At 67.5% G+C, this 21,777-nt stretch carries 17 protein-coding genes and 1 riboswitch; of the genes, 12 read left to right on the top strand and 5 right to left on the bottom strand.

The features are described 5' to 3' along the window. Window positions 1–18: 18 nt before the first annotated feature. The 4 genes from MIC98_RS15335 to thiC form a co-directional block, all read right to left on the bottom strand. Window positions 19–921, bottom strand: coding sequence for a helix-turn-helix transcriptional regulator (locus MIC98_RS15335; RefSeq protein ID WP_239737731.1), 903 nt, complete (start codon window positions 919–921; stop codon window positions 19–21). A gap of 115 nt (window positions 922–1,036) precedes the next feature. Continuing rightward, window positions 1,037–3,343, bottom strand: a complete 2,307-nt coding sequence (locus MIC98_RS15340) for a winged helix-turn-helix domain-containing protein (protein ID WP_239737732.1) — start codon at window positions 3,341–3,343, stop codon at window positions 1,037–1,039. 212 nt (window positions 3,344–3,555) lie between these two features. Further along, a complete protein-coding gene (locus MIC98_RS15345) occupies window positions 3,556–3,822 on the bottom strand; it encodes a hypothetical protein (RefSeq protein ID WP_239737733.1) in 267 nt (88 codons plus the stop codon). Between the two features lie 251 nt (window positions 3,823–4,073). After that, window positions 4,074–5,951 (bottom strand): phosphomethylpyrimidine synthase ThiC, encoded by a 1,878-nt coding sequence (thiC, locus tag MIC98_RS15350; protein ID WP_239737734.1) that lies wholly within the window; start codon window positions 5,949–5,951, stop codon window positions 4,074–4,076. 102 nt (window positions 5,952–6,053) lie between these two features. Continuing rightward, window positions 6,054–6,155: riboswitch (TPP riboswitch) on the bottom strand. Between the two features lie 256 nt (window positions 6,156–6,411). Here thiC and MIC98_RS15355 point away from each other — a divergent pair. Continuing rightward, window positions 6,412–7,977: a BCCT family transporter gene (locus MIC98_RS15355; protein WP_239737735.1), complete on the top strand. Its 1,566-nt coding sequence runs from the start codon at window positions 6,412–6,414 to the stop codon at window positions 7,975–7,977. Window positions 7,978–7,992: 15 nt separating this feature from the next. Here the strand turns inward: MIC98_RS15355 and ggt are convergent, their stop codons facing one another. Then, on the bottom strand, window positions 7,993–9,696 hold the full coding sequence (gene ggt / locus MIC98_RS15360) for a gamma-glutamyltransferase (protein WP_239737736.1): 1,704 nt from the start codon (window positions 9,694–9,696) through the stop codon (window positions 7,993–7,995). A gap of 283 nt (window positions 9,697–9,979) precedes the next feature. On the opposite strand from ggt, the gene MIC98_RS15365 reads away from it, so the two are divergent. Genes MIC98_RS15365 through MIC98_RS15415 form a run of 11 tightly spaced genes read left to right on the top strand, consistent with a single transcriptional unit; the run spans window position 9,980 to window position 21,766 of the window. Continuing rightward, on the top strand, window positions 9,980–10,801 hold the full coding sequence (locus MIC98_RS15365) for a prepilin-type N-terminal cleavage/methylation domain-containing protein (protein WP_239737737.1): 822 nt from the start codon (window positions 9,980–9,982) through the stop codon (window positions 10,799–10,801). Window positions 10,802–10,807: 6 nt separating this feature from the next. Next, on the top strand, window positions 10,808–11,353 hold the full coding sequence (locus tag MIC98_RS15370) for a hypothetical protein (protein ID WP_239737738.1): 546 nt from the start codon (window positions 10,808–10,810) through the stop codon (window positions 11,351–11,353). After that, a complete protein-coding gene (locus MIC98_RS15375) occupies window positions 11,350–12,762 on the top strand; it encodes a hypothetical protein (protein ID WP_239737739.1) in 1,413 nt (470 codons plus the stop codon). The genes MIC98_RS15370 and MIC98_RS15375 overlap by 4 nt, the downstream gene beginning before the upstream one ends. Next, window positions 12,759–13,301: a hypothetical protein gene (locus MIC98_RS15380; RefSeq protein ID WP_239737740.1), complete on the top strand. Its 543-nt coding sequence runs from the start codon at window positions 12,759–12,761 to the stop codon at window positions 13,299–13,301. Before MIC98_RS15375 ends, MIC98_RS15380 begins: the two co-directional genes overlap by 4 nt. After that, window positions 13,298–13,930: a hypothetical protein gene (locus MIC98_RS15385; RefSeq protein ID WP_239737741.1), complete on the top strand. Its 633-nt coding sequence runs from the start codon at window positions 13,298–13,300 to the stop codon at window positions 13,928–13,930. The genes MIC98_RS15380 and MIC98_RS15385 overlap by 4 nt, the downstream gene beginning before the upstream one ends. Window position 13,931: 1 nt before the next feature. Next, complete coding sequence (locus MIC98_RS15390) at window positions 13,932–14,684, top strand: type II secretion system protein (RefSeq protein WP_239737742.1); 753 nt, start codon at window positions 13,932–13,934, stop codon at window positions 14,682–14,684. A gap of 31 nt (window positions 14,685–14,715) precedes the next feature. Further along, the gene (gene mshL, locus MIC98_RS15395) at window positions 14,716–16,485 is read left to right on the top strand and encodes a pilus (MSHA type) biogenesis protein MshL (RefSeq protein ID WP_239737743.1); all 1,770 of its coding nucleotides are present in this window, start codon (window positions 14,716–14,718) and stop codon (window positions 16,483–16,485) included. Then, window positions 16,485–17,393, top strand: coding sequence for a tetratricopeptide repeat protein (locus MIC98_RS15400; RefSeq protein ID WP_239737744.1), 909 nt, complete (start codon window positions 16,485–16,487; stop codon window positions 17,391–17,393). Before mshL ends, MIC98_RS15400 begins: the two co-directional genes overlap by 1 nt. Before the next feature lie 8 nt (window positions 17,394–17,401). Continuing rightward, complete coding sequence (locus MIC98_RS15405) at window positions 17,402–18,820, top strand: ExeA family protein (RefSeq protein WP_239737745.1); 1,419 nt, start codon at window positions 17,402–17,404, stop codon at window positions 18,818–18,820. Next, window positions 18,807–20,516 carry a type II/IV secretion system protein gene (locus MIC98_RS15410; protein WP_239737746.1) on the top strand — a complete coding sequence of 570 codons (1,710 nt, stop codon included), beginning with the start codon at window positions 18,807–18,809 and terminating at the stop codon, window positions 20,514–20,516. The genes MIC98_RS15405 and MIC98_RS15410 overlap by 14 nt, the downstream gene beginning before the upstream one ends. Next, window positions 20,513–21,766, top strand: a complete 1,254-nt coding sequence (locus tag MIC98_RS15415) for a type II secretion system F family protein (protein ID WP_239737747.1) — start codon at window positions 20,513–20,515, stop codon at window positions 21,764–21,766. Before MIC98_RS15410 ends, MIC98_RS15415 begins: the two co-directional genes overlap by 4 nt. The last annotated feature ends 11 nt before the right edge of the window (window positions 21,767–21,777 follow it).

The following is a 21,777-nucleotide window of genomic DNA, read 5'->3' on the forward strand; positions in this document are numbered from 1 at the left end:
GTTAAACACCCCTGAAAGTTACGTTCGTACCGATGCGATGGGTTTGCGCGAACCACCCGCAGGCTTTGCCGACTCTGGCGGGAAGCCCAATGCCGTTTCCCGGTAGCGGGTGGCCGAGGTACCGAAACGTGCGCGAAATGCACGTGCGAAGCTGCAGCAGTTGTCGAAACCGCTGGCCGAGGCCACCTCACCGATCATCATGTCGGTATCGCGCAGCAGCATCGCCGCGCGCTCCAGCCGCAGCCGCGCGGACAGCGACTGCGGGCTTTCTTCGTACAGGCTCTGGAAGGTCTTGGACAGGTACCAACTGGAGAAGTTGGTCAGCTCGGCCAGTTCGCCGATCCGCACCACGCGGTGGCTGTTGCCCTCCAGGTACATCCGGGCACGCTGCATGCGGCTGAACACCTGGCGCTTGCGCAACCGCGAGCGACCGGGGCAGCGCTGCACGCCATCGGCCAGTTCGCGTTGCAACGACGCCACATGCAGCAGCAGCGGACGCAGGGCATGCACGCCCGGAACACCCGCTTGTGCCTCGCGCCACAGGCGCAACGCCAGCCGCGCCTCGGCCCGGGTCATGCGGCCGTGGCCGGTGTAGACACTGCTGTCGGCCAAGGTACCCAGCAGGCGCAGCGCATCGCCATCCAGGGCCATGCCGATGCAGATGCCATCGCGCCCGGCCTGGACCATCGGCCGCGATTCCTTTTCGAATGCAATCCATTCGCGCTGGTGCAGCCGGAACTTGCCCTCCTTGGATTCGATCCAGCTGCTGCCACGCAACTGCATCCACAAGGTGAACACCGTACCGGATGTCTGCAGGCTGCCCAGCCGCGCGACACCGACGCAATTCGGGCGGCTGCCCTCTTCACCTTGCTTCTCGAACGAAACCGACTGGCCGCGATCGACCCAGGAAACCTGCCGCATGTGACACACCATCATTTGCCTTCACTGGCCGATGGTTTTGCCAAATCTGCCTGCAACCGTCAGGAAGTTTTCGCGAGGTCGTGCCGAAATCTCCACGAAGGTCGATCCGAAGGAATCACGAATCCGATTTCCCCAGCTGTGGCAACCACTTGAGGACACCCAACGGCAATTTCAGGTGCTCTTTCGGTACCGGCATCACACCGATGTTGGTGCCATCGTTCACTGCCAATGCCACATAAGCCGCGTCGCCGTCAGGCGCCAGGCTCAAGCCATTGCTGCCGGCCGATGCGTCGGCATGCAGGCAGCGGCTCGTGCCGTGCTCTGGCCCATCCAACCGGATCAGGCGTGACTGGCAAGTGGCCTCGGCACGCAGATACTCGATTACGCCGCCCGCACCCACGGCCCAGGTGCGGTAGCGCCAGCGACTCGGAGCCACCTCGTTGATCTGCCGGACACTGTCGGGCGAAAGTGCCGCATCGGCTTGCCACAAGCCACCGCCGGCCAAGCGGGTGAACAGAACACGCATGCTGCTGCGGTCGTAGCGCACCTGCGAAACACCTGTCAGGCTGGCCAGCCGTTGCCACGGAATCCGCGAACGGTCGAATAGCACCAGCACCATCCGCTCGTCGGCGTCGCGCTCGATCACGTACAGCCGTTCCGGCGAAGGCCCATATACCGCCTGCAATGGCTCATACGCCGATACCGGCAACCGCTGCCAGCGCCCATGCGCGGGTTCAACCTCGTAAATGCCGGGATGTCCGGCCTCGTCGCGCCCGCTGACCAGCAACCGACGGCTGTCGGCCGCCCAGTCCGGGGCCTGCCGTGCCTCTGGCCGCAACCCGGCAACCAAACGCAATGAATCCGGCTGATCCAGCCGCCCCCACCACAAGCCGAAAATACCCGAGCGATCGGAGGTGAATGCCAGTTGCCGCCCATCCGGGGCCACCATTGGCTGTGCATCACGACCAGAAGAGGCGAACAGGCGCTGACTGTCACCACTGCCATCGAGCGCAATCCGGAAAAGGCCGAATTGCGGACGCCGATGCACGAAGGCCAGCATCGGCTTGAGCCGCGCCACGGCAGGACTTTGTGCATCGTCCACATCCATGTCCTGCAATTTTCGCGAACTCACGTCCAGCCGGTACAGGCGCGACTCGGTACCCACGCGGCGACCGAACACCATCGTCGCATCATCCATCCAGCTCCAGCCACGAAGCTCGGCAGCATCTTCGGTCATGCGCCGTGCATTGCCGCCATCGGCATCCATCAACCAGAGGTCACCGACCTGCGGGTTGCGCGCAAAACCGATGTGCCGGCCATCCGGAGAAAAGCGCGGTGCGTAATCGAAATCATCAGGACCACGCGTGTAGTCCAGTGCCGTCCAGCGGCCGGATGCCAAATCAAGAATGCGGATACCGGGCGCACCTCGAGGCCCGGTCATAGAGCCGAACACCAACCCTCGCCCATCCGGCGTCCAGTCGAAACTGAGCATGTCCGCACCGTTGCAATCGGCAACCCGGCGCTCATCGCCACCGGTAACTGCCCGCACCAGTACTTCGCACTGCCCCTGCTCACGAAAACGCGCGAATGCGATTTCGCGTCCATCCGGCGACCACGCCGGCAGACGATCGGAGGCGTCGTCGGGCGTCTCCGCCAGCGCTACCGCAGGTGCATTGCCGGTACTCTGCACTTTCAGCGTGGAATGCCGGCCACTTTCATCGGCATAGACCACCAATGCACCGTCCGGCGACAACGCCGGCCAGGTTTCAAATCCCTCGGTGGTGGTAATCAACCGGTATGGCGGCTCGGGGCTGCCTATCACGCGGGTGCCATCGCTGTTGATCGCATCCTGCAACGTCTCCGTCCCCGACCGCTGCCACAGCAACCAGGCCAGCAGCAACGTGCTGCACAGCAATGCCAGTCCAACCAGCCACAACAGGCGGCGGCGCATGCGGCGCCAGTTGCGGGGTTTTCCCCCTTCTTCGATTGGCGCTGGCGGGGCTACAGCGGCCTGGGCAGCGGCGTCCACCACGACATCGGCCCGAGGGGGCAATGGCTCCGGCATGTCCCACGTGACGGGCGCCAGCAGGCGATAGCCACTCTTGGCAATCGTCTCGATGCTGCTGTGGCCATCCGCGGAGGCGCCACCTGCTGCGAATGCCTTGCGCAGCTGCGTGATCGCCTGGGTGAGCACGTCGTTGGTCGGCAAGGTGTCCGGCCACACCTGCGCGAACAAATCGTCACGGGTGACCACGTTGCCGGCGTTGCGCGCGAGCACCAGCAATACACTGGCCGCCTTGGGCGTCAGCCGTACCGGCCGTCGTGCGCCCGGTGCGTGCACTTCGCGCGAAGACAGGACGACGAGGCATTCGCCGATGTGCAACCGGTCCAAGGCCGGCATGTCGTTGTCGATGTGTTCCATACCGTGTCAGGGACGAAATCGCTGGTGGGCACCTTCCCGTGCCCGCCCCCTGGTGAATGCCACCGCCAGTGAACCGCCAGAATCCGCAAATGGCGTCAACGCAAACCGCAAATGTTTCAAGGCGCGCGGATATTAGCCTAGGCATCGTTTCCTGCGCTCTCGTGCAGGGCAACATCAGGCTCTCTCTCGCCGACGGATTCATACAAACTGTTTCAGGATTCGCGCCCTCGGGCGCGAAATTTTTTTGCGACGCCAGCTCCAGGAAGCTGGAAAAGCCTTGAAACAAGGGTACTCCCGCGTTCATCGCCAATCGCCCAGAGCAGCATTTCGCATGCATTCAACATGCTGAAGAAAAACTGAAGACCACGATTTCCGGCCACTCTCCGGGCCATCGCGCAGGCGTGATGTCGTGGCGCTGCTGATGCATAAATCGGCAATGCATCACACAACACAGTCACCCACGAACCGATGCTGGTCATGGCGTTGCTGCCACAAGTGCCGAGCCTGCTTCCGCATGGATGCTGTCGGGAAAGCTTCATGCGGGGCAAGCCCCGCAGCCCGGCATTCCGAGTGGGTGCTGGGCTGGGCTTGCCCGGCACGGGACCTCACCGGAAAGGTATCCCCTGTCGAGAGCTGGAGTGAGGCGAGGACGATGGAGTCCCGATGATTCAGCCATGGGAGCCAGGGGCGCCCTCTCCCGCAGGGAGAGAGGCCCCGACGCGCAAGCACATCACTCCACCCGATAGACCTGCGCACCCTGCTCGCGGAATTCCTTCGCCTTCCCGGCCATGCCCGTTTCCAGCGCGGTGGCTTCATCGACGCCCTGCTCGGCGGCGTAGTCGCGTACGTCCTGGGTGATCTTCATCGAGCAGAAGTGCGGGCCGCACATCGAGCAGAAGTGCGCCAATTTGTGCGCTTCCTTCGGCATCGTCTCGTCGTGCATCGACTGCGCCTTCTCCGGGTCCAGGCCGAGGTGGAACTGGTCCTGCCAGCGGAACTCGAAGCGCGCCTTGCTCAGGGCGTTGTCGCGTACCTGCGCGCCGGGATGGCCCTTGGCCAGGTCGGCGGCGTGCGCGGCGATCCTGTAGGCCATGATGCCGTCGCGCACGTCCTCGCGGTTGGGCAGGCCGAGGTGCTCCTTCGGCGTCACGTAGCAGAGCATCGCGGTGCCGTACCAGCCGATCATCGCAGCACCAATCGCGCTGGTGATGTGGTCGTAGCCGGGCGCGATGTCGGTGGTCAGCGGCCCGAGCGTGTAGAACGGCGCTTCGCCGCACTCGCGCAGCTGCTTGTCCATGTTCACCTTGATCAGTTGCATCGGCACGTGGCCCGGGCCTTCGATCATGGTCTGCACGTCGTGCTTCCACGCGATCTTCGTCAGTTCGCCCAGTGCTTCGAGTTCGCCGAACTGCGCCGCGTCGTTGGCATCGGCGATGCAGCCCGGGCGCAGGCCGTCGCCCAGCGAGAAGGCCACGTCGTAGGCCTTCATGATGTCGCAGATATCCTCGAAATGCGTATAGAGGAAATTTTCCTTGTGGTGCGCAAGGCACCACTTGGCCATGATGCTGCCGCCGCGCGAGACGATGCCGGTCACGCGCCTGGCCGTCAGCGGCACGTGGCGCAGCAGCACCCCGGCGTGGATGGTGAAGTAGTCCACGCCCTGCTCGGCCTGTTCGATCAAGGTGTCGCGGAAGATTTCCCAGTTCAGCTCCTCGGCGCGGCCATCCACCTTTTCCAGCGCCTGGTAGATCGGCACCGTGCCGATCGGCACCGGCGAGTTGCGGATGATCCACTCGCGCGTCTCGTGGATGTGCTTGCCGGTGGACAGGTCCATCACCGTGTCGCCGCCCCAGCGGATCGCCCACACCAGTTTTTCCACTTCCTCGGCAATGCCCGAGGACACCGCGCTGTTGCCGATGTTGGCGTTGATCTTGGTCAGGAAGTTGCGGCCGATGATCATCGGCTCGCTTTCCGGGTGGTTGATGTTGTTGGGCAGGATGGCGCGGCCGCGGGCAATCTCCTCACGCACGAACTCGGGGGTGATGACCTGCTGGATGTTCGCGCCGAAGCTCTGCCCCGGATGCTGCGCAAGCAGATGCGCCTCGCGCACCGCCTCCAGCCGCTGGTTCTCGCGGATGGCGACGTACTCCATCTCCGGAGTGACGATGCCGCGCCGCGCGTAATGCATCTGGGTGACGTTGGCGCCGGCCCGCGCGCGGCGCGGCAGCGTACGGTTGGGGAAGCGCACCGCGTCGAGCTTGGCATTGCCCTCGCGCGAACGGCCGAACGCCGAGCTGAGCGCGGGAAGCGGCTCGGTGTCGCCGCGCTCTTCGATCCAGCGCGCGCGCAATGCCGGCAAACCGGTGGACAGGTCGATGCACGCGTCCGGGTCGGTATAGGGGCCGGAGGTGTCATAGACGGTGACCGGCGGATTGTCCTCGCCACCGAACAGCGTCGGCGTGCGGGTCAGCGCGATCTCGCGCATCGGCACCTGCAGGTCCGGGCGCGAACCGGGCACGAAGATCTTGCGCGAGCCGGGAATCGGCCGGGTCACGGATTCGGAAAGTTGCTGTGCCTGCTGCTGCAGGGCGGAGAGCTGTGCGTTCATCGGCATCGTCCTGTTGGGATCCCGCACGGAGGTACGGGTTGAACGAAGCGAAGGCGCATTGCCGCAGGCGCACGGACGCACCTCGGGCGGTGTCCACGCGCGATCGAACATTGCAAAGCTTCCCTACGCCGGTATCAGCCGGATCAGGTTCCAAGGGACTGTCTCAACCGTGGCCTTGCGGCCGCGGTACCCCCGCTTCGGCCGGCATTAGACCACAAAGGCAGGGGTGCGTCTTTCGGCCCTTGCGGCCGCTGTTTGCGTCATTGCGGCCGATCTTCAGCCACGGCCGTGCGGGATGCATTAACGAAACCATGACGTTTTGTTCATTAGGCTGTGGCGTGGTTGTTCATCTTCGCCACCCCTGCGCCGCTTCGACGGCCTTCCCCACCGCGCCCATGTGGCCGGTTCCGCTGCAAGCCCCGGCTCGCTCCCCTCATGCTCTGATCGGAGAAGCTCCTTCATGGTGTTTCGTGTTTCCATCGCGCTGGTCGCCGCCCTGGTGCTGCTGGCCGGCATCGCCCCCGGCCCGTTCAACGACGTGGTGCAGGGCCTGCTTGTCGAAGTCGTGCGCAACGCCGGCTGGCTGTACCTGCTGATCGTGTTCCTCACCCTGGCCTTCCTGCTGTACCTGGCGTTCGGCCGCTTCGGCAACCTGCGCATCGGCGGCGAGGATGCGGAACCGGATTTCTCCCGCGCCAGCTGGCTGTCGATGCTGTTCGCCGCCGGCATGGGCATCGGCCTGGTGTTCTGGGGCGCGGCCGAGCCGATCTCGCACTTCGCCAAGCCGCCGGAGGGGCTGCCGCCACAGAGCGCGGACGCGGCGCGCGCGGCGATGCGCTACGCGTTCTTCCACTGGGGCCTGCACCCGTGGGCGATCTATGCGCTGATCGGGCTGGCGATGGCGTGGTTCCAGTACAACCGCAACGGCCGTGGCCTTATCAGCGACATGCTGCAGCCGGTGATCGGGCGCCACCATCGCGGTGCGTTCGGGCAGGTGGTGAACATCGCCGCGGTGGTGGCCACTGCGATCGGCGTGGCCACCACGCTGGGCTTCGGCACCATCCAGATCGCCGCCGGCCTGCAGCGCGTGTTCGGCATCACCGCCACGGTGCCGGTGCAATTGACCATCATCGCCATCGCCTTCGTGCTGTACATGGCCTCCACCACCAGCGGCGTGGACCGCGGCATCAAGTGGCTGTCCAACTTCAACCTGGCGCTGGCCGGGTTGCTGCTGGCGGCGGTGCTGGTGCTGGGGCCGACCGGCTTCATCTTCGACACCTTCACCACCACGCTCGGTTCCTACCTCAACCAACTGCTGACGATGAGCCTGCGCATGTCGCCGTTTTCCAGCAGCACCTGGGTGGCGGACTGGACGATCTTCTACTGGGCGTGGTGGATCGCGTGGGCACCGTTCGTCGGTGCGTTCATCGCGCGTGTGTCGCGCGGCCGCAGCGTGCGCGAGTTCGTGATCGGCGTGGTGCTGGCACCGACCCTGCTCGGCTTCCTGTGGTTCTCGGTATTCGGCGGCAGCGCACTGTGGGCGCAGCTGACCGGCCATGCCGACCTGTTGCAGGCATTGGCCGGCGGCTACGAGACGGTGCTGTTCGCACTGTTCGACAGCCTGCCCGGCTCGCTGCTGCTGTCGGTGGTCGCGCTGATGCTGCTGGTGATCTTCTTCGTCACCTCGGCCGATTCGGCGGTGCTGGTGCTGGCCAGCATGTCCACCGACGAGGCTGGCGACCCGCCGCTGTCGCGCAAGCTGGTGTGGGGCGTGGCGGTGGCGCTGATCGCCGCGGTGCTGTTGCTGGCCGGCGGGCTGGAAGCGTTGCAGGGCATGATCACCATCGCCGCGTTGCCGTTCGCGCTGCTGATGGTGCTGGTGATGGTCAGCCTGTACCGCGTGCTGGACTTGGAGTACCTGCTGGAACGACGGCAGGCGCAGCGTGCGCGGCACGCGGTGCAGGCATGGATCGAGCGCGAGATGGCGGCGCAGGCCGACGCCGCGCAGGCAAGGGACGATGGCTGAAGTCGGGCCGGCCGGTCAGTAACCGGCCGCCTGCCCGTCCTTGCGGCTTTCCGAAGCGCCGTAGTACACGCCGGTTTCGGGGTCGCGCAGGATCGCCTGATAGCCACCATACGGGCCGTCGGCGAACACCACGCGGTGGCCCTTGCGCATCAGTGCGCGGATCGTTTCATACGGGAAGCCGGTTTCGAGATTGACCTCGCCGCCATCGCTCATCACCGTGGATTGGCCGGTCGGTTCGGTCGAGCCTTCGTGCTGGATGCGCGGCGCATCGCCGGCTTCCTGCAGGTTCATGCCGAAGTCCACCAGGTTCATCACGATCTGCGCATGGCCCTGCGGCTGCATCGCCCCGCCCATCACGCCGAAGCTGGCGAACGGCTGGCCGTCCTTGGTGATGAAGGCCGGGATGATGGTCTGGAACGGGCGCTTGCCCGGCGCATAGCCGTTGGGGTGGTCCTTGCGCAGCACGAACATCTCGCCGCGGTCCTGCAGGATGAAGCCCAGCCCCGGTGGCGCCATGCCACTGCCCATGCCGCGGTAGTTGGACTGGATCAGCGACACCATCATGCCGTCGGCGTCGGCCACGGTCATGTAGATGGTGTCGCCCTCCTCCAACTGCTTCGGCGTGCCGGGCTGCACCTCTTTCAGCGCCCTTTCCGGCGAGATCAGCGCACGCCGCTGCGCCGCGTACTCCTTGGAGATCAAGCGCTGCACCGGCGCGGGCGAGAACGCCGGGTCGGCATAGAAGCGCGCGCGGTCGGCGAAGGCCAGCTTCTTGGCCTCGACGAACAGGTGCACGTGCTCGGGCGAGCCGAACGGGATCTTGGAGAAGTCGTAGCCTTCCAGGATGTTGAGGATCTGCAACGCGGCGATGCCCTGGCTGTTGGGCGGCAACTCCCACACGTCGAAGCCACGGTAGTTGCTGCTCACCGGCTCGACCCATTCGCCGTGGTGGCCCGCCATGTCCGCATAGCTCAGGAAGCCGCCATTGGCCTTGAAATAGGCGTCGATGGTGCGGGCGATATCGCCCTTGTAGAACGCATCGCGGCCACCGTCGGCAATCTTCTGCAGGGTATCGGCAAGGTTCGGGTTGCGCCACAACTCGCCCTTGCGCGGCGCGCGGCCGTCGATGGTGAACTGCTCGCTGAAGCCGGGATACTGCGACAACCGCGGCACCGAGCGATCCCAGTAATAGGCGATCACTTCGGCCACCGGGTGTCCTTCGCGCGCGTAGCGGATCGCCGGCGCGAGGTTGTCCGCCATCGACCTGCGGCCAAAGCGCTCGTGCAGGGCGAACCAGCCATCGACCGCACCGGGGACCGACACCGGCAATGGGCCCGTGGCCGGGATTTCCTTCAACCCGCGTCGCTGGAACTCGGCCAGCGTCAGCGAACGCGGCGAGCGGCCCGAACCGTTGTAGCCGTATAGCTTCTGCGTCTTCGGATCCCAGACGATGGCGAACAGGTCGCCGCCGACGCCATTGCCGGTCGGCTCCATCAGGCCGAGCGCGGCGTTGGCGGCAATCGCCGCATCCACCGCCGAACCGCCGGACCTCATCACGTCCAGCGCCACCTGCGTGGCCAGCGGCTGCGAGGTGGCGGCCATCGCATGCGGCGCGATCACCTCCGAACGGGTGGCGAAGCCGTGGCCGGTGACGCGGTCGGCGGCATGCAGGGATGGAATGGCGAGGCAGCACAGCAACAACAGCGGAAGGCGCTTCATCGGCAAACCTGGGCAATGGAGAGCCTGGAAGATAACCGGCACGGCAGTGCCACTGCACCTTCCACTCCCATACGGAACCGTACCCATTCCCTGCGTCTCCGGTATGGCACCTGCCCTGCCGAACATGGCTCTTGCCCCCGCCGGACCCAACCGAAACCCGGCCCGGCCATCCTCTTACGTTTCTCTTACGACGGCCGTCTATCTAGTTGCTCCGAAACAGAACACGCCCGGTGGACAGCCATGTCCGCCGGGCCGCGCAGGTTTCCATCAAAGGGGCAATCCAATGCAAATGCTTTCCAAGCGCCGCCAGGGCGGCTTCACCCTTGTCGAAATGGCCGTGGTGCTGGTCATCATCGGCGTCATCATCGGTGCGGTGATGATCGGCCGCGACGTGCAGCGCAACGCCGAATACACCCGTATCAAGCAGAAGTTCGTCGACCAGTGGGTGGTCACCTACAACAGCTACCAGCAGCGTTATGGCGCGCCGATCGGCGACAACCAGGCTGCGCCGCAGTTGATGGTCAACGGCGCTCATTTCACCTCGGGCTTCTCCGGCGGCAACATGACCGGCGTCACTCCGCCTGCACCTATCTGCTCCGGCACCGACGGTCTTCACAAGGATGTGGGCGGCACCCCGGAAAGCGACACCGGTTTCGACCTGCGTGACCTTGTACGCAAGGCCGGCATCACCCTGCCGCCGGGCCGTGGCGAGGGCAAGGAAGACCGCTACGCCTACCTCGACACCAACGGCAACCCGCAGGAAATCCGTGTCTGCTTCGGCTGGAATCCGCCCGGCACCGCTTACGGCTCGGGCAACTCGATGATCATCACCGGCCTGACCCCAGACTTGGCCCGCTCCCTGGACCAGATGATTGACGGCAAGGCCGACGCCGGCAATGGCGCGTTCCGCCAGTACATCACCGGTCTGACACGCAAGGCCACCGGTACCGGCGGCGCCCAGGCCGCCGCCGACATCGGCACCGAGTGGGCGGGCAACAACACCGGTTCGATGACCGCCGGTGTGACCGATGGCAACACCTTCGGCACCGCCACCGACGACGACCAGATCATGACCGTCGTCGCCAACTACAAGATGAACCAGTAAGCCGCCATGAACCTGCCTCCCTTGCTCTCCCGCCTGCGCCAGTCCCGGCGGTCGTCACTGACGGTGTTCGGCATCACCCTGGCTGCACTGGTGATCACCGCCGTGTGGTTCCTCAGCGCACGCTCGGCGCTGGCCGAAGCCTACGCCCAGTTGGGCGAGCGCAAGCAGGCCCTGGCCGAGGCGCAGGTGCGGGAGCAGGAGGCGCAACTGCGCGTGGACCATGCGCACTCCTCGCATGCGTTGCTCGACGCCGCCCAGGCCAACGGCTTGCAGCCGGAGGCCTGGGGCGAGCGCCTGATCAACCTGCGCCAAAGCCAGATGAGCCGCGAGGACACCGCCGCGGTACTCGGCGCGGTCACCCGCAGCGGCGACCGCATGTTCGGCGCGGAGGCGTTCGAGCTGTCGGTGACCCATCCGGACGAGGGCCTGTTCGACGCTCCCGTCGTCAGCGACCGCGCCCCGGCGCCGCTGCAACTGACGCTGCGCGGCGCGATCCTGTTCCGCACCGGTGCCACCGATGCGGCCCCCCTGCCCGCCGGAGTCGCCCCATGAGCCTGCTTTTCACCGTCCAGCAGCAGCACGCCTGGCTGGTCTTCGACGGCGCCCATGTCACCCGCAGCGACACCCGCCCGCGCCTGCCGCGCGCAGCGATGGCGATAGCCGACTTCGAAGGTGCGGTCAGCAGCGTGCTCGCCCTGGAAGGCAGCCCGGCGCATGCGGTGGCCCTGATCGAACGGCGCCTGCGCTCGGACGGCATGGTCGACGGCGAAGCCAAGGTGCTGATCCACAAGACCCGTACCGTCGGTGCCGGCTACCAGACCCTGTTCACCGCGGTACCGCTGGACACCTGGCAGCAGACCTTCGCCTGGGCCGAGGCGCAGCCGGACCACTGCCTGCTGATACCGGCCACCTCGCTGCTGTTCAGCGCGCTCAAGCCGGGGCAGGCGGTAGTCCTGCAATCCGGGCGCCAGATCAGCGTGCTGGCCCTGCTCAAGCACGGCATGCTCCACCGCAGCTCGCTGGCCTACAGCGACGACCCGGACGACCTGGCGATGACCGCCGGCGCGCTGGGCGAACAGATCGCCGACGACCTGGCCCGCAGCGAGGACAACCTCGAACCGCTGGAGGTGAAATGGTGCCCGCTGCTGGTGCCCAATCCCGGTGCAGGCCAGCCCTGGCTGGACGACAGCCTGCGCGAGGTCTTCTCCGCACGCAGCGGCCTGGCCGTTTCCACCGTGCCGGTACGGCGGGTGCTGGACAACGCCGGCAACGAATACCGCAGCGGCGCGGCCTGGATGGAGCGCATTGCCAGCACCGCCATCGCCGTCAACCCCGGCAGCAGCCGTGCCGCCTACCTGGCCGAATGGGCACTGCCCTGGGCCAGTGCCGCGTCGCTGGTGTTCGCACTGGTGCTGGGCGCACTGGGTGCGCGCTGGACGCTGAGTGCGCATGAGGCCGGTTCCCGCGCCGAAGCCCTTGGCACGCAGCTTGGCGAGCTTGAAACCCGCATCACCGCGTTGAACGGCAAGGCCACCATGCCCGAGCACTTCGACCAGATGCTGCAATTCATCGAGCGCGCGCAGTCGTTGCAACAAGGCATCGACCCGGTTGCCGGCATGGGGCTGGTGCGTGAAGCCGCCGCCGGCCAGGTGCGCATCCTGCGGGTACGCATGGAAGAGCCGATGCCGGCCGGTGCACCGGGGCGTGCACCCGATGCACCGGTGGTAACCGAGCCCACCTTGCGCGTGGACGCGGTGGTCGACGCCGCCCACGGCGACGCCGGCATGCAGATCCCGACCTTCGTCGAGCGCCTGCGCCGGGCCGGGTTCGAGCCGGTCGCGCTCGACCCGCAGGCCAGCGCCACCGCCTCGCGCTCGGCCGGCGGCTTTTTCTCCTACCTCCTCAAGCGTCCTTCCGCCATCGCCCCCGTGCCGGCAGCGGCCACCGGAGCCACCCCATGAAGATGAAATACACCGCCGCCTTCGCCCTGGTGGCCTGGCTGCTGGTCGCCGGCTGGCTGGCGAGCATGGTGATCGCCAAGCCCGCTGTGCTGCGCATGGGCAACCAGGCGGAAGAAACCGCGGCGATGGCCGAGCTGCGCAACGCCATCAACCGCAACCGCCAGGCCGTGGCCACCCTCGCCACGCTGCGCGACAGCCAGTTCCCCGTCGTCGATACCGGCAACGTGGTCGCGCTGCCGGTGGCCGCCGCTCCGGCTACCAATGCACAGGGCATGGCCACTTCCGGCTACGGCAATACCGGAGCAGAAGCAGAAGCCGACGCCATGCCGCATGCGGTCTCGCTGGTACTGGTCGGCAATGGCCGCCGCGTCGCCGTCATCGACGGCCAGTACGTGCAGATCGGCTCGCGTCTGGCCGACGGCACCCGCGTGCGCGCCATCGGTCCGGATTGGGTGCGCCTTACCGACCCGGCCGGCAATCCGCAGACCTACCGCGTGCTCAACCCGCTGCAGCCCACCCAGGCCGGGGGGCGCCCGTGAAGTCGCTGACGAAACCCCTGCTATGGCTGGGCGGCATCGTCGTGGTCGGGGCAGCGCTGGTCATGCTGATCCCGCGTGGCACCGAACCGTCACCGGCACCCGCGCCGGAAACCACCGCAAGCAGCCCACCCGCCCAAACCGGACAACCGGCCACGCCGCCCCCGGCCGCGGGCACGGGCACGGGCAGCGATACGTTGCCGTGGATGAACCCGAATGCCGCCAGCCGGCAGACGGCGGCGGCAACCCGCGCACGTTCGGCAATCAACCCGCCGCAGCCCTCCGCCAGTGAAGTTGCCCGTGCCGTCGTGGCGGTGCGCGAGCAGGCAATCCACAACGAACGCACTGCCGATGAACTGCTGCGCCAGATCGATGCGATGAAGGCCAGCGGCCAAGCGCCCAAGGGCGTCAACCTGGATGCACTGCGCAGCAACCTGCTGGTGGCCAAGCGCGCGCAGGCATTGGCGCGGGAACTCGCCGAGCTGACCCAGCAGGCCGATACCCCTGCGCGTAAAAAGCGCATCGAAGACATCACCCACGAGTTGCAAGGGCTGCAATCGCAGCTGCGTTACGACGTCGGCGGCCCCACGGCTGCGCAGGCCACCCCCGCCGTATTGGGCAGGAAGCAATGAAATGCGTAGTGCTTCGCGCCAGCACGCGGGTTTCACTCTGGTTGAAGTGGCCGTGGTCGCCGGCATCCTCGGCCTGTTGGCGCTGACCATGACCTCTGCGTTCGAAGGCATGGAGCAGGCACGCGTGCAGAACCGGGCGCAGGCCGATGCGGAAGCCGCACGTCAGGCGCTGCGGCACTTCCTGCTGCGCAACAAGCGCCTGCCCTGCCCCGACAACAGCAGCTATGGCGACCGTGGCCGCGAAGCCGGCGGCAGCGGCAGTTGCCCCGGCGGCCTGGATACCGGCTGGCTCCCCTACGAAAGCCTTGGCCTGCAGTTGCCCGTGCGTGCCCAGCGCCTGCGTTATGGCGTCCACCGTGGCAGCGGTGCCGATCTGGCGGCACCGACACCCGGTGCCATCGACGGCCTGGACCTGGAAGGCTCGGCCGGCCTGGCCAGCGCGCTGTCGAAAGCGGCCAGCGCAACGCCCTCGTCCAGCTTTCCGTACTACGCCGCCACGGTGACCGCCGCCGGCACCACGTGTGGCGGCGGCGACCTGGTCAACCCCGCCTTCGTGCTGATCGCCCCGGCAACGGACCGCGACGCTGATGGCGGCACCTACGCCGGTTTCGACGCGCCCAATCTCGGTTTCGCCGCAGGCAGCGCCAAATGCGTTGCCGCGCCGGCGCGCCCGGCCTCCATCGCTTACGACGACGTGGTGGTCGCCGAAAGCAGCAGCACCCTGCTTGGCTGGTTCCTCGCATCCACCCGTTGAACTCCTCACTCTTGCTGAAAGGTCCGCATTCATGAGCCCGACCCCGTCCTCGATACCCCGATACCGCGCCGTACCGCGCCTGCTTGCCATCGCGATCGGCGGGCTGGTGCTGACCTCGTGCGCCAACATGCCTCCTCGCAGCGTGCGGGATTTGCCACCCACCGAATACAAGGCACTGGAGCGCACCAACACCGCCATCGCCGAGGAGTCGGCCAAGCTCAAGGCGCAACAGGACGCCCTGTTCCAGAACATCGAGAAAACCAGCACCGCCAGCGCCGAGGTGGCACCGGTGGCCCCCACCTATGACCCGCTGGAAAACAGCGTGGTCAGCATCAGCATGTACGACGCCGACGTCGGCCAGCTGCTGTGGGCGCTGGCCGACGAACTGAAGATGAACCTGATCGTCGATCCGCAGGTGCTGGAACAACGCCAGCGCTCCAGCCTGCACCTGCGCAACGTCAGCGCACGCGAGGTCTACAACAACATCCTCGAAGCCTTCGACCTGCACGGCGAGGTCCGCGGCGGCACGCTGGTCGTCTCGCAGATGAGCGAGCGCATCTTCAACGTCGACATGCTCGACTCCAACACCTCGCTGGACCTGTCCACCGGCGGCGACGTGTTCGGCGCCGGCATGCAGAGCGCCGGCGGCGGCGGCCAGCAGTTGCGCGGCAGCCTGACCATGACCGGCAGCGTCGGCAAGGACAACGACCCCTACAAGCAGCTCGGCACCGCGCTGGAAACCATCCTCGGCACCGACAAGGCCGCCGCCCCCGCGGCACAGGTGCCGGGTGCGCCACCGCCGCCGGAAGCGGCGCGCTTCAACCTCGACCCGGGCAGCGGCACGCTGTACGTGCGCGCCCGCCCCTCGCAGATGCGCGCGGTCGAAGAGCTGATCAACCACAGCAAGAAGAAACTGCGCCGGCAGGTGCTGGTCGAGGCGCAGATCCTCGATGTGTCGCTCAACGACGATTCCAACTACGGTGTGGACTGGAACCTGCTGCGCAACCGCGTGGCCGGCATCTACGGCGACAGCCCGGCCACCATCGTGCCCTTGCCCGGCACCCCCGCCAACCCGGATCTGGGCATTCCCGAAAACCCCAACCTGCTCGGCTACAACGGCAACGGCCCGAACTTCAGCAACAACCGCTTCGGCAACCAGGGCCGCCAGATCGTGTTCCCCAGCCAGTCGCTGGGCTCGGCCATTGGCCGCTCGCTGGGCCTGAGCTACATGACCGACACCTTCTCGGCAGCGGTGCACGTGCTGCGCGAGTTCGGCAACGTCAAGATCCTGTCCAACCCCAGCGTGCGCGTGCGCAACGGCAGCCCGGCCTACCTGAGCGTGGGCACCAACATCCGTTACGTCACCAAGTCCACCACCAACTTCTCCGGCGGCTCCGGCACCGGCTCGGGCTTCACCTCCTCGGACATCCAGACCGACTCGCTGTTCTCCGGTGTGGTGATCGGCGTGGCGCCGATGATCCACGACAACGGCTCGGTGGAGCTGCTGGTGCACCCGATGCAGACCGAGGTGGTGCCCACCAGCCTCGCCCTGCAGCAGTTCCCCAACGGCAACGCGGTCACCCTGCCCATCATCAACGTCAAGGGCATCACCACCACGCTCAACCTCAAGGACGGCGACACGGTGATGCTCGGCGGGCTGATCGACCAGAACACCGGCACCACCGACAACGGCATCCCCGGCCTGTCCGACGTGCCGGTCTTCGGCCGCATGTTCGGCTCGCGCGGCAAGAACCACAGCACCCGCGAGCTGGTGGTAGTGCTGCGGGTACGGGTGATCTGATGAGCCTGGTCCACGACGCGCTGCGGCAATCGACAACCACGGCCGGCGGCAACCCGCCACCGGTGGCCGCCGCGTCGTGGCCGCAACACTTGGCCGGCTACCGCCGCCCCGCGGCGTGGCTGGCCGCCGGGATGCTGATTGCCGCGCCGGTGGCCTGGCTGCTGGCGCGCCCACAGCCGGGCCAGCCTGCCGCCCCGGCCAGCGTGGTCACGGTCATGCCCACCGCTGCCGTGATGCCCACGCCCGCCGCCACCGTGCCGGTCGCCCTGCCGCAGGAACAGCAACCTGCCGTGCCGGCAGCGGAACCTGCACCTGCACAGACAATTGCATCGGCAGTTGTGCCTGCACCCGCGCCGGCACCTGAAGCAACTCCCGCGCCTGCCCGCATACCGGCGCCGGTGGCGACGCCCGCACCCGCTGTATCCGCCATTGCAGACAACACGCCGGCACCCGCCAGTGCACCCACGCCCTCGCAGATCCAGCTTTCGGTGCACCGGCTTGGCAATACCGGCAACAAGGCGGTAGCGGACGACGGGCGCAACGCCGTGGCCGTGCGCATGGCCATGTCCACCCTCAATGCCGCCGTCGCCAGGCACGACACCACGGCCACCACCCAGGCCATCGCACAGCTGCAAACCCTGCTGCCGGCGCAGAGCCTGACCCTGCTGCGCGCCCGCGCCTGGGCCGCGCACGGCAGCGGCGACTACGTTGATGCCGAGCGCCTGTACCGCACCATCCTCAACCGCGTACCCGACGACGAGCACGCCGGCATCAACCTGGCCTTGCTCGATGCACGCCGTGGCGACATGGACGACGCGCGCGCACGACTGACCCAGATGGCCGCGCGCAACTCGCGCTCGCCGCAGATCGCCCAAGCCCTCGCCGAACTGGACGCGGCACGGCAATGAACCCGGCCATGACCCGCCACCTGCAGACGCTGGGACTGGAACGCGCGCCGTTCCCGCCCACGCCCGATGCCGCCGCCTGGTTCCAGACCACGCGGCTGGAGGCGGAACTGGCCGAAGCCGCGCATTGCCTGCGCACCCGCGCCGGCTTCGTGCTGCTGACCGGCGAGGTCGGCACCGGCAAGAGCACCTTCCTGCGCCGACTGCTGCTGGCGCTGGATGGCGAAGACGTGGTCACCTCGATGGTGTTCAACACCTTCCTGCAGGGTGCTGACCTGCTGGCGGCGGTGCTGCGCGACTTCGGGCTGGAGGCCAGGGGCAACCCCGCCGCCGACATCGAGACGCTCAACCGCTTCCTGGTGCAACGCTGGCGCGCGCAGGTCACCTGCGTGCTGGTCATCGACGACGCGCAGAACCTGACCCTCGAAAGCCTGGAACTGCTGCGGCTGCTGACCAACCTGGAAACCGGGCAGGAAAAGCTGCTGCAGATCGTGCTCGCCGGCCAGCCCGAGTTGCACCACAACCTGGAACAACCGCGCATCCGCCAGCTGACCAGCCGCATCTGCAAGCACGTGCGGCTGGACGCGCTGGACGCCGGCGACGTCGGCCCCTACGTGCAGTTCCGCCTCGACGCGGCCGGCAATTCCGGCATCACCCTGGCCGCAGATGCCGCACTGGCCCTGCACCGCGCCAGCGCCGGCAACCCGCGCCGCATCCACCAGATCATGGACCGCTGCCTGTACGGGCTGTACGGCCGCGATGCCGGCCGGCGCATCGTCGATGCCGCGCTGGTGCGCACCGCTGCCGCCGAAGCCGGCGTGCTGCGCCTGCCGCGGCGGCGCCCGCGCCTGCCGCTGGCGCTGGCGGCCTCGCTGGCCGGGCTGCTGGCCGTGTCCGCGCTGGCGCTGCTGGCCGTGCGCAGCGCCGACAGCTATGCCGGCAACCAGATCCCCACCGCATCCCCATCGCCGGACGTCGCCACCACCGTGGAAGACGTCGATGCGCAATGGAACGCCTGCCTGCAACGGCTCGGCAAACAGGCCCTGCAGGTGCAGCCACTGAGCGCCGCACTGCTCGCGCAGCTGCCCACCCGCGAAAGCCTGTGCCTGCGCCGGCAGGGCGACGGCTGGCAGGCGGGCTGGCGCGCCGGCCTGCGCGCCGAGGATTTCCTCGACGGTGCCGGCGACCGCCAGCGCCTGCAATCGCTGCAGGCCCTGCTGCTGGACCGCGGCCTCTACGACGGCGCGCTGGACGGCCTGTACGGCCCGCGCATGCGCGCGGCGATCGGCCGCTTCCAGCAAGGCCACGGCCTGCCCGCCAGCGGCCTGCCCGACCCCACCACCCTGCTCCTGTTCGACACGCTGCTGGCCGTGCCCGCCACCGCCAGCCGCCCCACCCCTTCGGAACCGCAACAGCATGGCCACGGTTGACCCCACCACCCCCACCCGCTCCCAGCCACAGGATGCCGTCCAGAAGAGCGGCATGCGCCTTGGCGAGCGGATGCTGGCCCACGGCCTGATCGACGCCACCCAGCTGCAGTACGCGCTGCAGAAGAACGAGGTCGAGAAGCAGCGCCTGGGCCGCATCCTGATCCGCCACGGCCTGGCCAACGAGTCGGACGTCGTGCAGGCGCTGGCCGAGATGAACGGCATCGACTACGTGCAGGTGGACACCCTGCCGCAGGCCGATCCGCAGGTGCTGGCGATCTTCAACCGCGAGCTGTGCCAACTGCGCCAGTTCCTGCCGCTGCGCCGCACCGGCGACGCGCTGGAAGTGCTGATCGGCGACGCCGACGCGCAGGCGGTACAGCAGCTGGTACTGCAGCGCTGCGGCCTGCGCTGCCGCTTCCTGCAGGGCGAATACGGCAAGGTCGCGCGGCTGATCCGCCACACCTACTACTTCGCGCAGAACCCGGTCGAGAGCCTGCTGGAGCGCGAGATCAAGCGCCTGTCGGCCGACAACGACCACGCCTACAGCCCCGAGAAACTGCTCGACTACCTGCTGCATTACGCGGTGCGCGAGCGCACCACCGACATCCACATCGCGCCGTCGGACGACAGCCTGCACGTGCTGTTCCGCGTCGACGGCGTGCTGCGGCCGATGTTCGCCATGCCCACCTCGCTCAACCGCCTGCTCGGCTACATCAAGCTGGCCGCGGAGATGGACATCTCCGAGCAGCGCCGGCCGCAGGACGGCAGCTTCCGCGCCACGGTGCTGGACTCGGCGCTCACCGTGCGCATCTCCACCATCATCACCGACCCCGGCGAGCGCGTGGTCATGCGCCTGCTGCCCGAGCACAGCGACCTGGACGGACTGAAGGAGCTGGGCTTCTTCGAGGAGGACGTGGCCGCGCTGGAACGCCTGTTCGCGCGCCCGGCCGGGCTGATCCTGATCACCGGCCCCACCGGCTCGGGCAAGAGCTCCTCGCTGCACGCCGCGCTGCGCATGCAGTCGCTGATCGAGCGCAACGTGCTCACCGTGGAAGACCCCATCGAGTACCGCGTGCCCGGCGCCGGCCAGACCGAGGTCAACCGCCGCGCCGGCTACGAGTTCGGCTCGGCGCTGCGCCACTTCCTGCGCCATGACCCGGACGTGATCCTGCTCGGCGAAATGCGCGACGCCGAAACCGCGCAGGCGGCGCTGGAAGCGGCCGCCACCGGCCACCTGGTGCTGTCCACCTTGCACGTGACCACGGTGTTCGGCGTGGTGCCGCGGCTGCGCCCGCTGGGGCTGGAGGCACAGGTCATCGCCGACAACCTGCTGGCGGTGGTCAACCAGCGCCTGGTGCGGCAGAACTGCCCGTTCTGCGCGCAGGAAGCGCCCTTCAGCGAGCGCGAACTGGAATGGCTGGGCCTGCCCGCCGGCAGCTGCGGCAAGCGCGGCGCCGGCTGCGAGCGCTGCCGCGGCAGCGGCTTCCACGGCCGCCTGCCGGTGTACGACATCATGGTGGTGGACGACGCACTGGCCAACGCCATCGCCGACGACGCCAGCCGCGAGACGCTGCGCAACAAGGCGATGAACGCCGGCTTCCGCGGCATCGAGGAGGTGGCCAAGGCACGCGTGATCGCCGGCCAGACCACCAGCGAGGAAGTGATGCGCGTGGCCGGCGTGGGGCCGGCGCCATGAACGTCTACTACTACCGCCTGCTGCTCTCCAGCGGCCGCGTGCGCAGCGGCGTCACCCAGCTCTCGGTCGAGCACGACGCCTCGGCGCGGATGTGGCTGGAAAAGAACTTCGACGCGGTGGTGCTGTCGCTGTACCGCCTGCCGGGTTGGCTGGCCGAGACCCAGCGCTCGCTCTCGCACCTGATCAAGCCCAGCATCCGCCCGGCGGAACTGGCCGGCATGCTGCGCGACCTGGCGGTGATGACCAGCAGCGGCATCCCGGTGCTGGAAGCACTGCGCGCGGTGGCCAACGAGGTCGGCGGCCGCGCCTCCAACCCGGCGCGGCTGGCGCGGCGCCTGCTGGAGGAACTGGACGCCGGCGCGTCGCTCAGCGACGCGTTCTCGCGCTTCCCCGATTCGTTCCCGGAAACCGTGCGCAACCTGGTGATGATCGGCGACGAGACCGGCACCATGGACCGCATGCTTGGCGAGGCGGCCGACCACATCGAGCGCATCTCCAAGATGACCGCCGACACCCGCCAGGCACTGATCTACCCGGCCTTCGTGTTCTCGGCGATCTTCGCCGCCGGCGGCTTCTGGATCTACTACGTCATCCCCAACCTGGCCGACCTGTTCAAGCAGATGAACGCCAAGCTGCCGCCGCTGACCATCGCGGTGATGGCCGGCTCGGAATGGCTGATCGCGCACATCGCCTGGATCCTGGCCGGGCTGGTGGTGGCCGCGTTCGTGTTCTGGGTCACCTGGCGCTACAGCCGCGCGTTCCGCCGCGCCATCCACTACACCCTGCACAAGCTGCCGATCGCCCGCACCATCATGTATTCCTCGGGGCTGGCGTTCTTTACCGAATACATGTCGCTGCTGATCCGCGCCGGCGTGGACATGGTCAGCAGCCTGCAGGTGATGGAGCGGGCGATGCGCGACGAGTACTACCGCGACCGCATCATCGCCATCCGCCAGGTGCTCGAACGCGGCGACCGCGTGTCCTCGGCGATGCGCCAGGTCGGCGGCTTCCCGTCGATGATGGTGCGCATGATCGGCGTGGGCGAGGAAACCGGCACGCTCGACTCGCAGTTCTCGCGGCTGTCGGCCGAATACAGCCTGCGCCTGCAGCGGCTGATCACCAACCTGTCCGAGGTCATCAAGCCGGTGGTGGTGCTGCTGGCCGGCGGCATGTTCGTGTTCCTGATCGTCGCCCTGCTGCTGCCGGTCTACGACCTGGTCCGGCAGGCCATCACCGGACCCAAGCTGTGAACGAGAGGACC

It is taken from the genome of Stenotrophomonas sp. NLF4-10 (genome assembly GCF_022359915.1).
In the GTDB taxonomy this organism is placed as follows: domain Bacteria; phylum Pseudomonadota; class Gammaproteobacteria; order Xanthomonadales; family Xanthomonadaceae; genus Stenotrophomonas; species Stenotrophomonas daejeonensis.

Bases quoted from the DNA above. Each gene is read 5' to 3' on its own strand.
- MIC98_RS15375 (WP_239737739.1), top strand. From the start codon at position 11,350: ATGAGCCTGCTTTTCACCGTCCAGCAGCAGCACGCCTGGCTGGTCTTC.
- MIC98_RS15405 (WP_239737745.1), top strand. From the start codon at position 17,402: ATGACCCGCCACCTGCAGACGCTGGGACTGGAACGCGCGCCGTTCCCG.
- mshL (WP_239737743.1), top strand. From the start codon at position 14,716: ATGAGCCCGACCCCGTCCTCGATACCCCGATACCGCGCCGTACCGCGC.
- MIC98_RS15365 (WP_239737737.1), top strand. From the start codon at position 9,980: ATGCAAATGCTTTCCAAGCGCCGCCAGGGCGGCTTCACCCTTGTCGAA.
- MIC98_RS15380 (WP_239737740.1), top strand. From the start codon at position 12,759: ATGAAGATGAAATACACCGCCGCCTTCGCCCTGGTGGCCTGGCTGCTG.
- MIC98_RS15355 (WP_239737735.1), top strand. From the start codon at position 6,412: ATGGTGTTTCGTGTTTCCATCGCGCTGGTCGCCGCCCTGGTGCTGCTG.
- MIC98_RS15390 (WP_239737742.1), top strand. From the start codon at position 13,932: ATGCGTAGTGCTTCGCGCCAGCACGCGGGTTTCACTCTGGTTGAAGTG.
- MIC98_RS15410 (WP_239737746.1), top strand. From the start codon at position 18,807: ATGGCCACGGTTGACCCCACCACCCCCACCCGCTCCCAGCCACAGGAT.
- MIC98_RS15370 (WP_239737738.1), top strand. From the start codon at position 10,808: ATGAACCTGCCTCCCTTGCTCTCCCGCCTGCGCCAGTCCCGGCGGTCG.
- MIC98_RS15400 (WP_239737744.1), top strand. From the start codon at position 16,485: ATGAGCCTGGTCCACGACGCGCTGCGGCAATCGACAACCACGGCCGGC.
- MIC98_RS15415 (WP_239737747.1), top strand. From the start codon at position 20,513: ATGAACGTCTACTACTACCGCCTGCTGCTCTCCAGCGGCCGCGTGCGC.
- ggt (WP_239737736.1), bottom strand. From the start codon at position 9,696: ATGAAGCGCCTTCCGCTGTTGTTGCTGTGCTGCCTCGCCATTCCATCC.
- MIC98_RS15335 (WP_239737731.1), bottom strand. From the start codon at position 921: ATGCGGCAGGTTTCCTGGGTCGATCGCGGCCAGTCGGTTTCGTTCGAG.
- MIC98_RS15340 (WP_239737732.1), bottom strand. From the start codon at position 3,343: ATGGAACACATCGACAACGACATGCCGGCCTTGGACCGGTTGCACATC.
- MIC98_RS15345 (WP_239737733.1), bottom strand. From the start codon at position 3,822: ATGACCAGCATCGGTTCGTGGGTGACTGTGTTGTGTGATGCATTGCCG.
- thiC (WP_239737734.1), bottom strand. From the start codon at position 5,951: ATGAACGCACAGCTCTCCGCCCTGCAGCAGCAGGCACAGCAACTTTCC.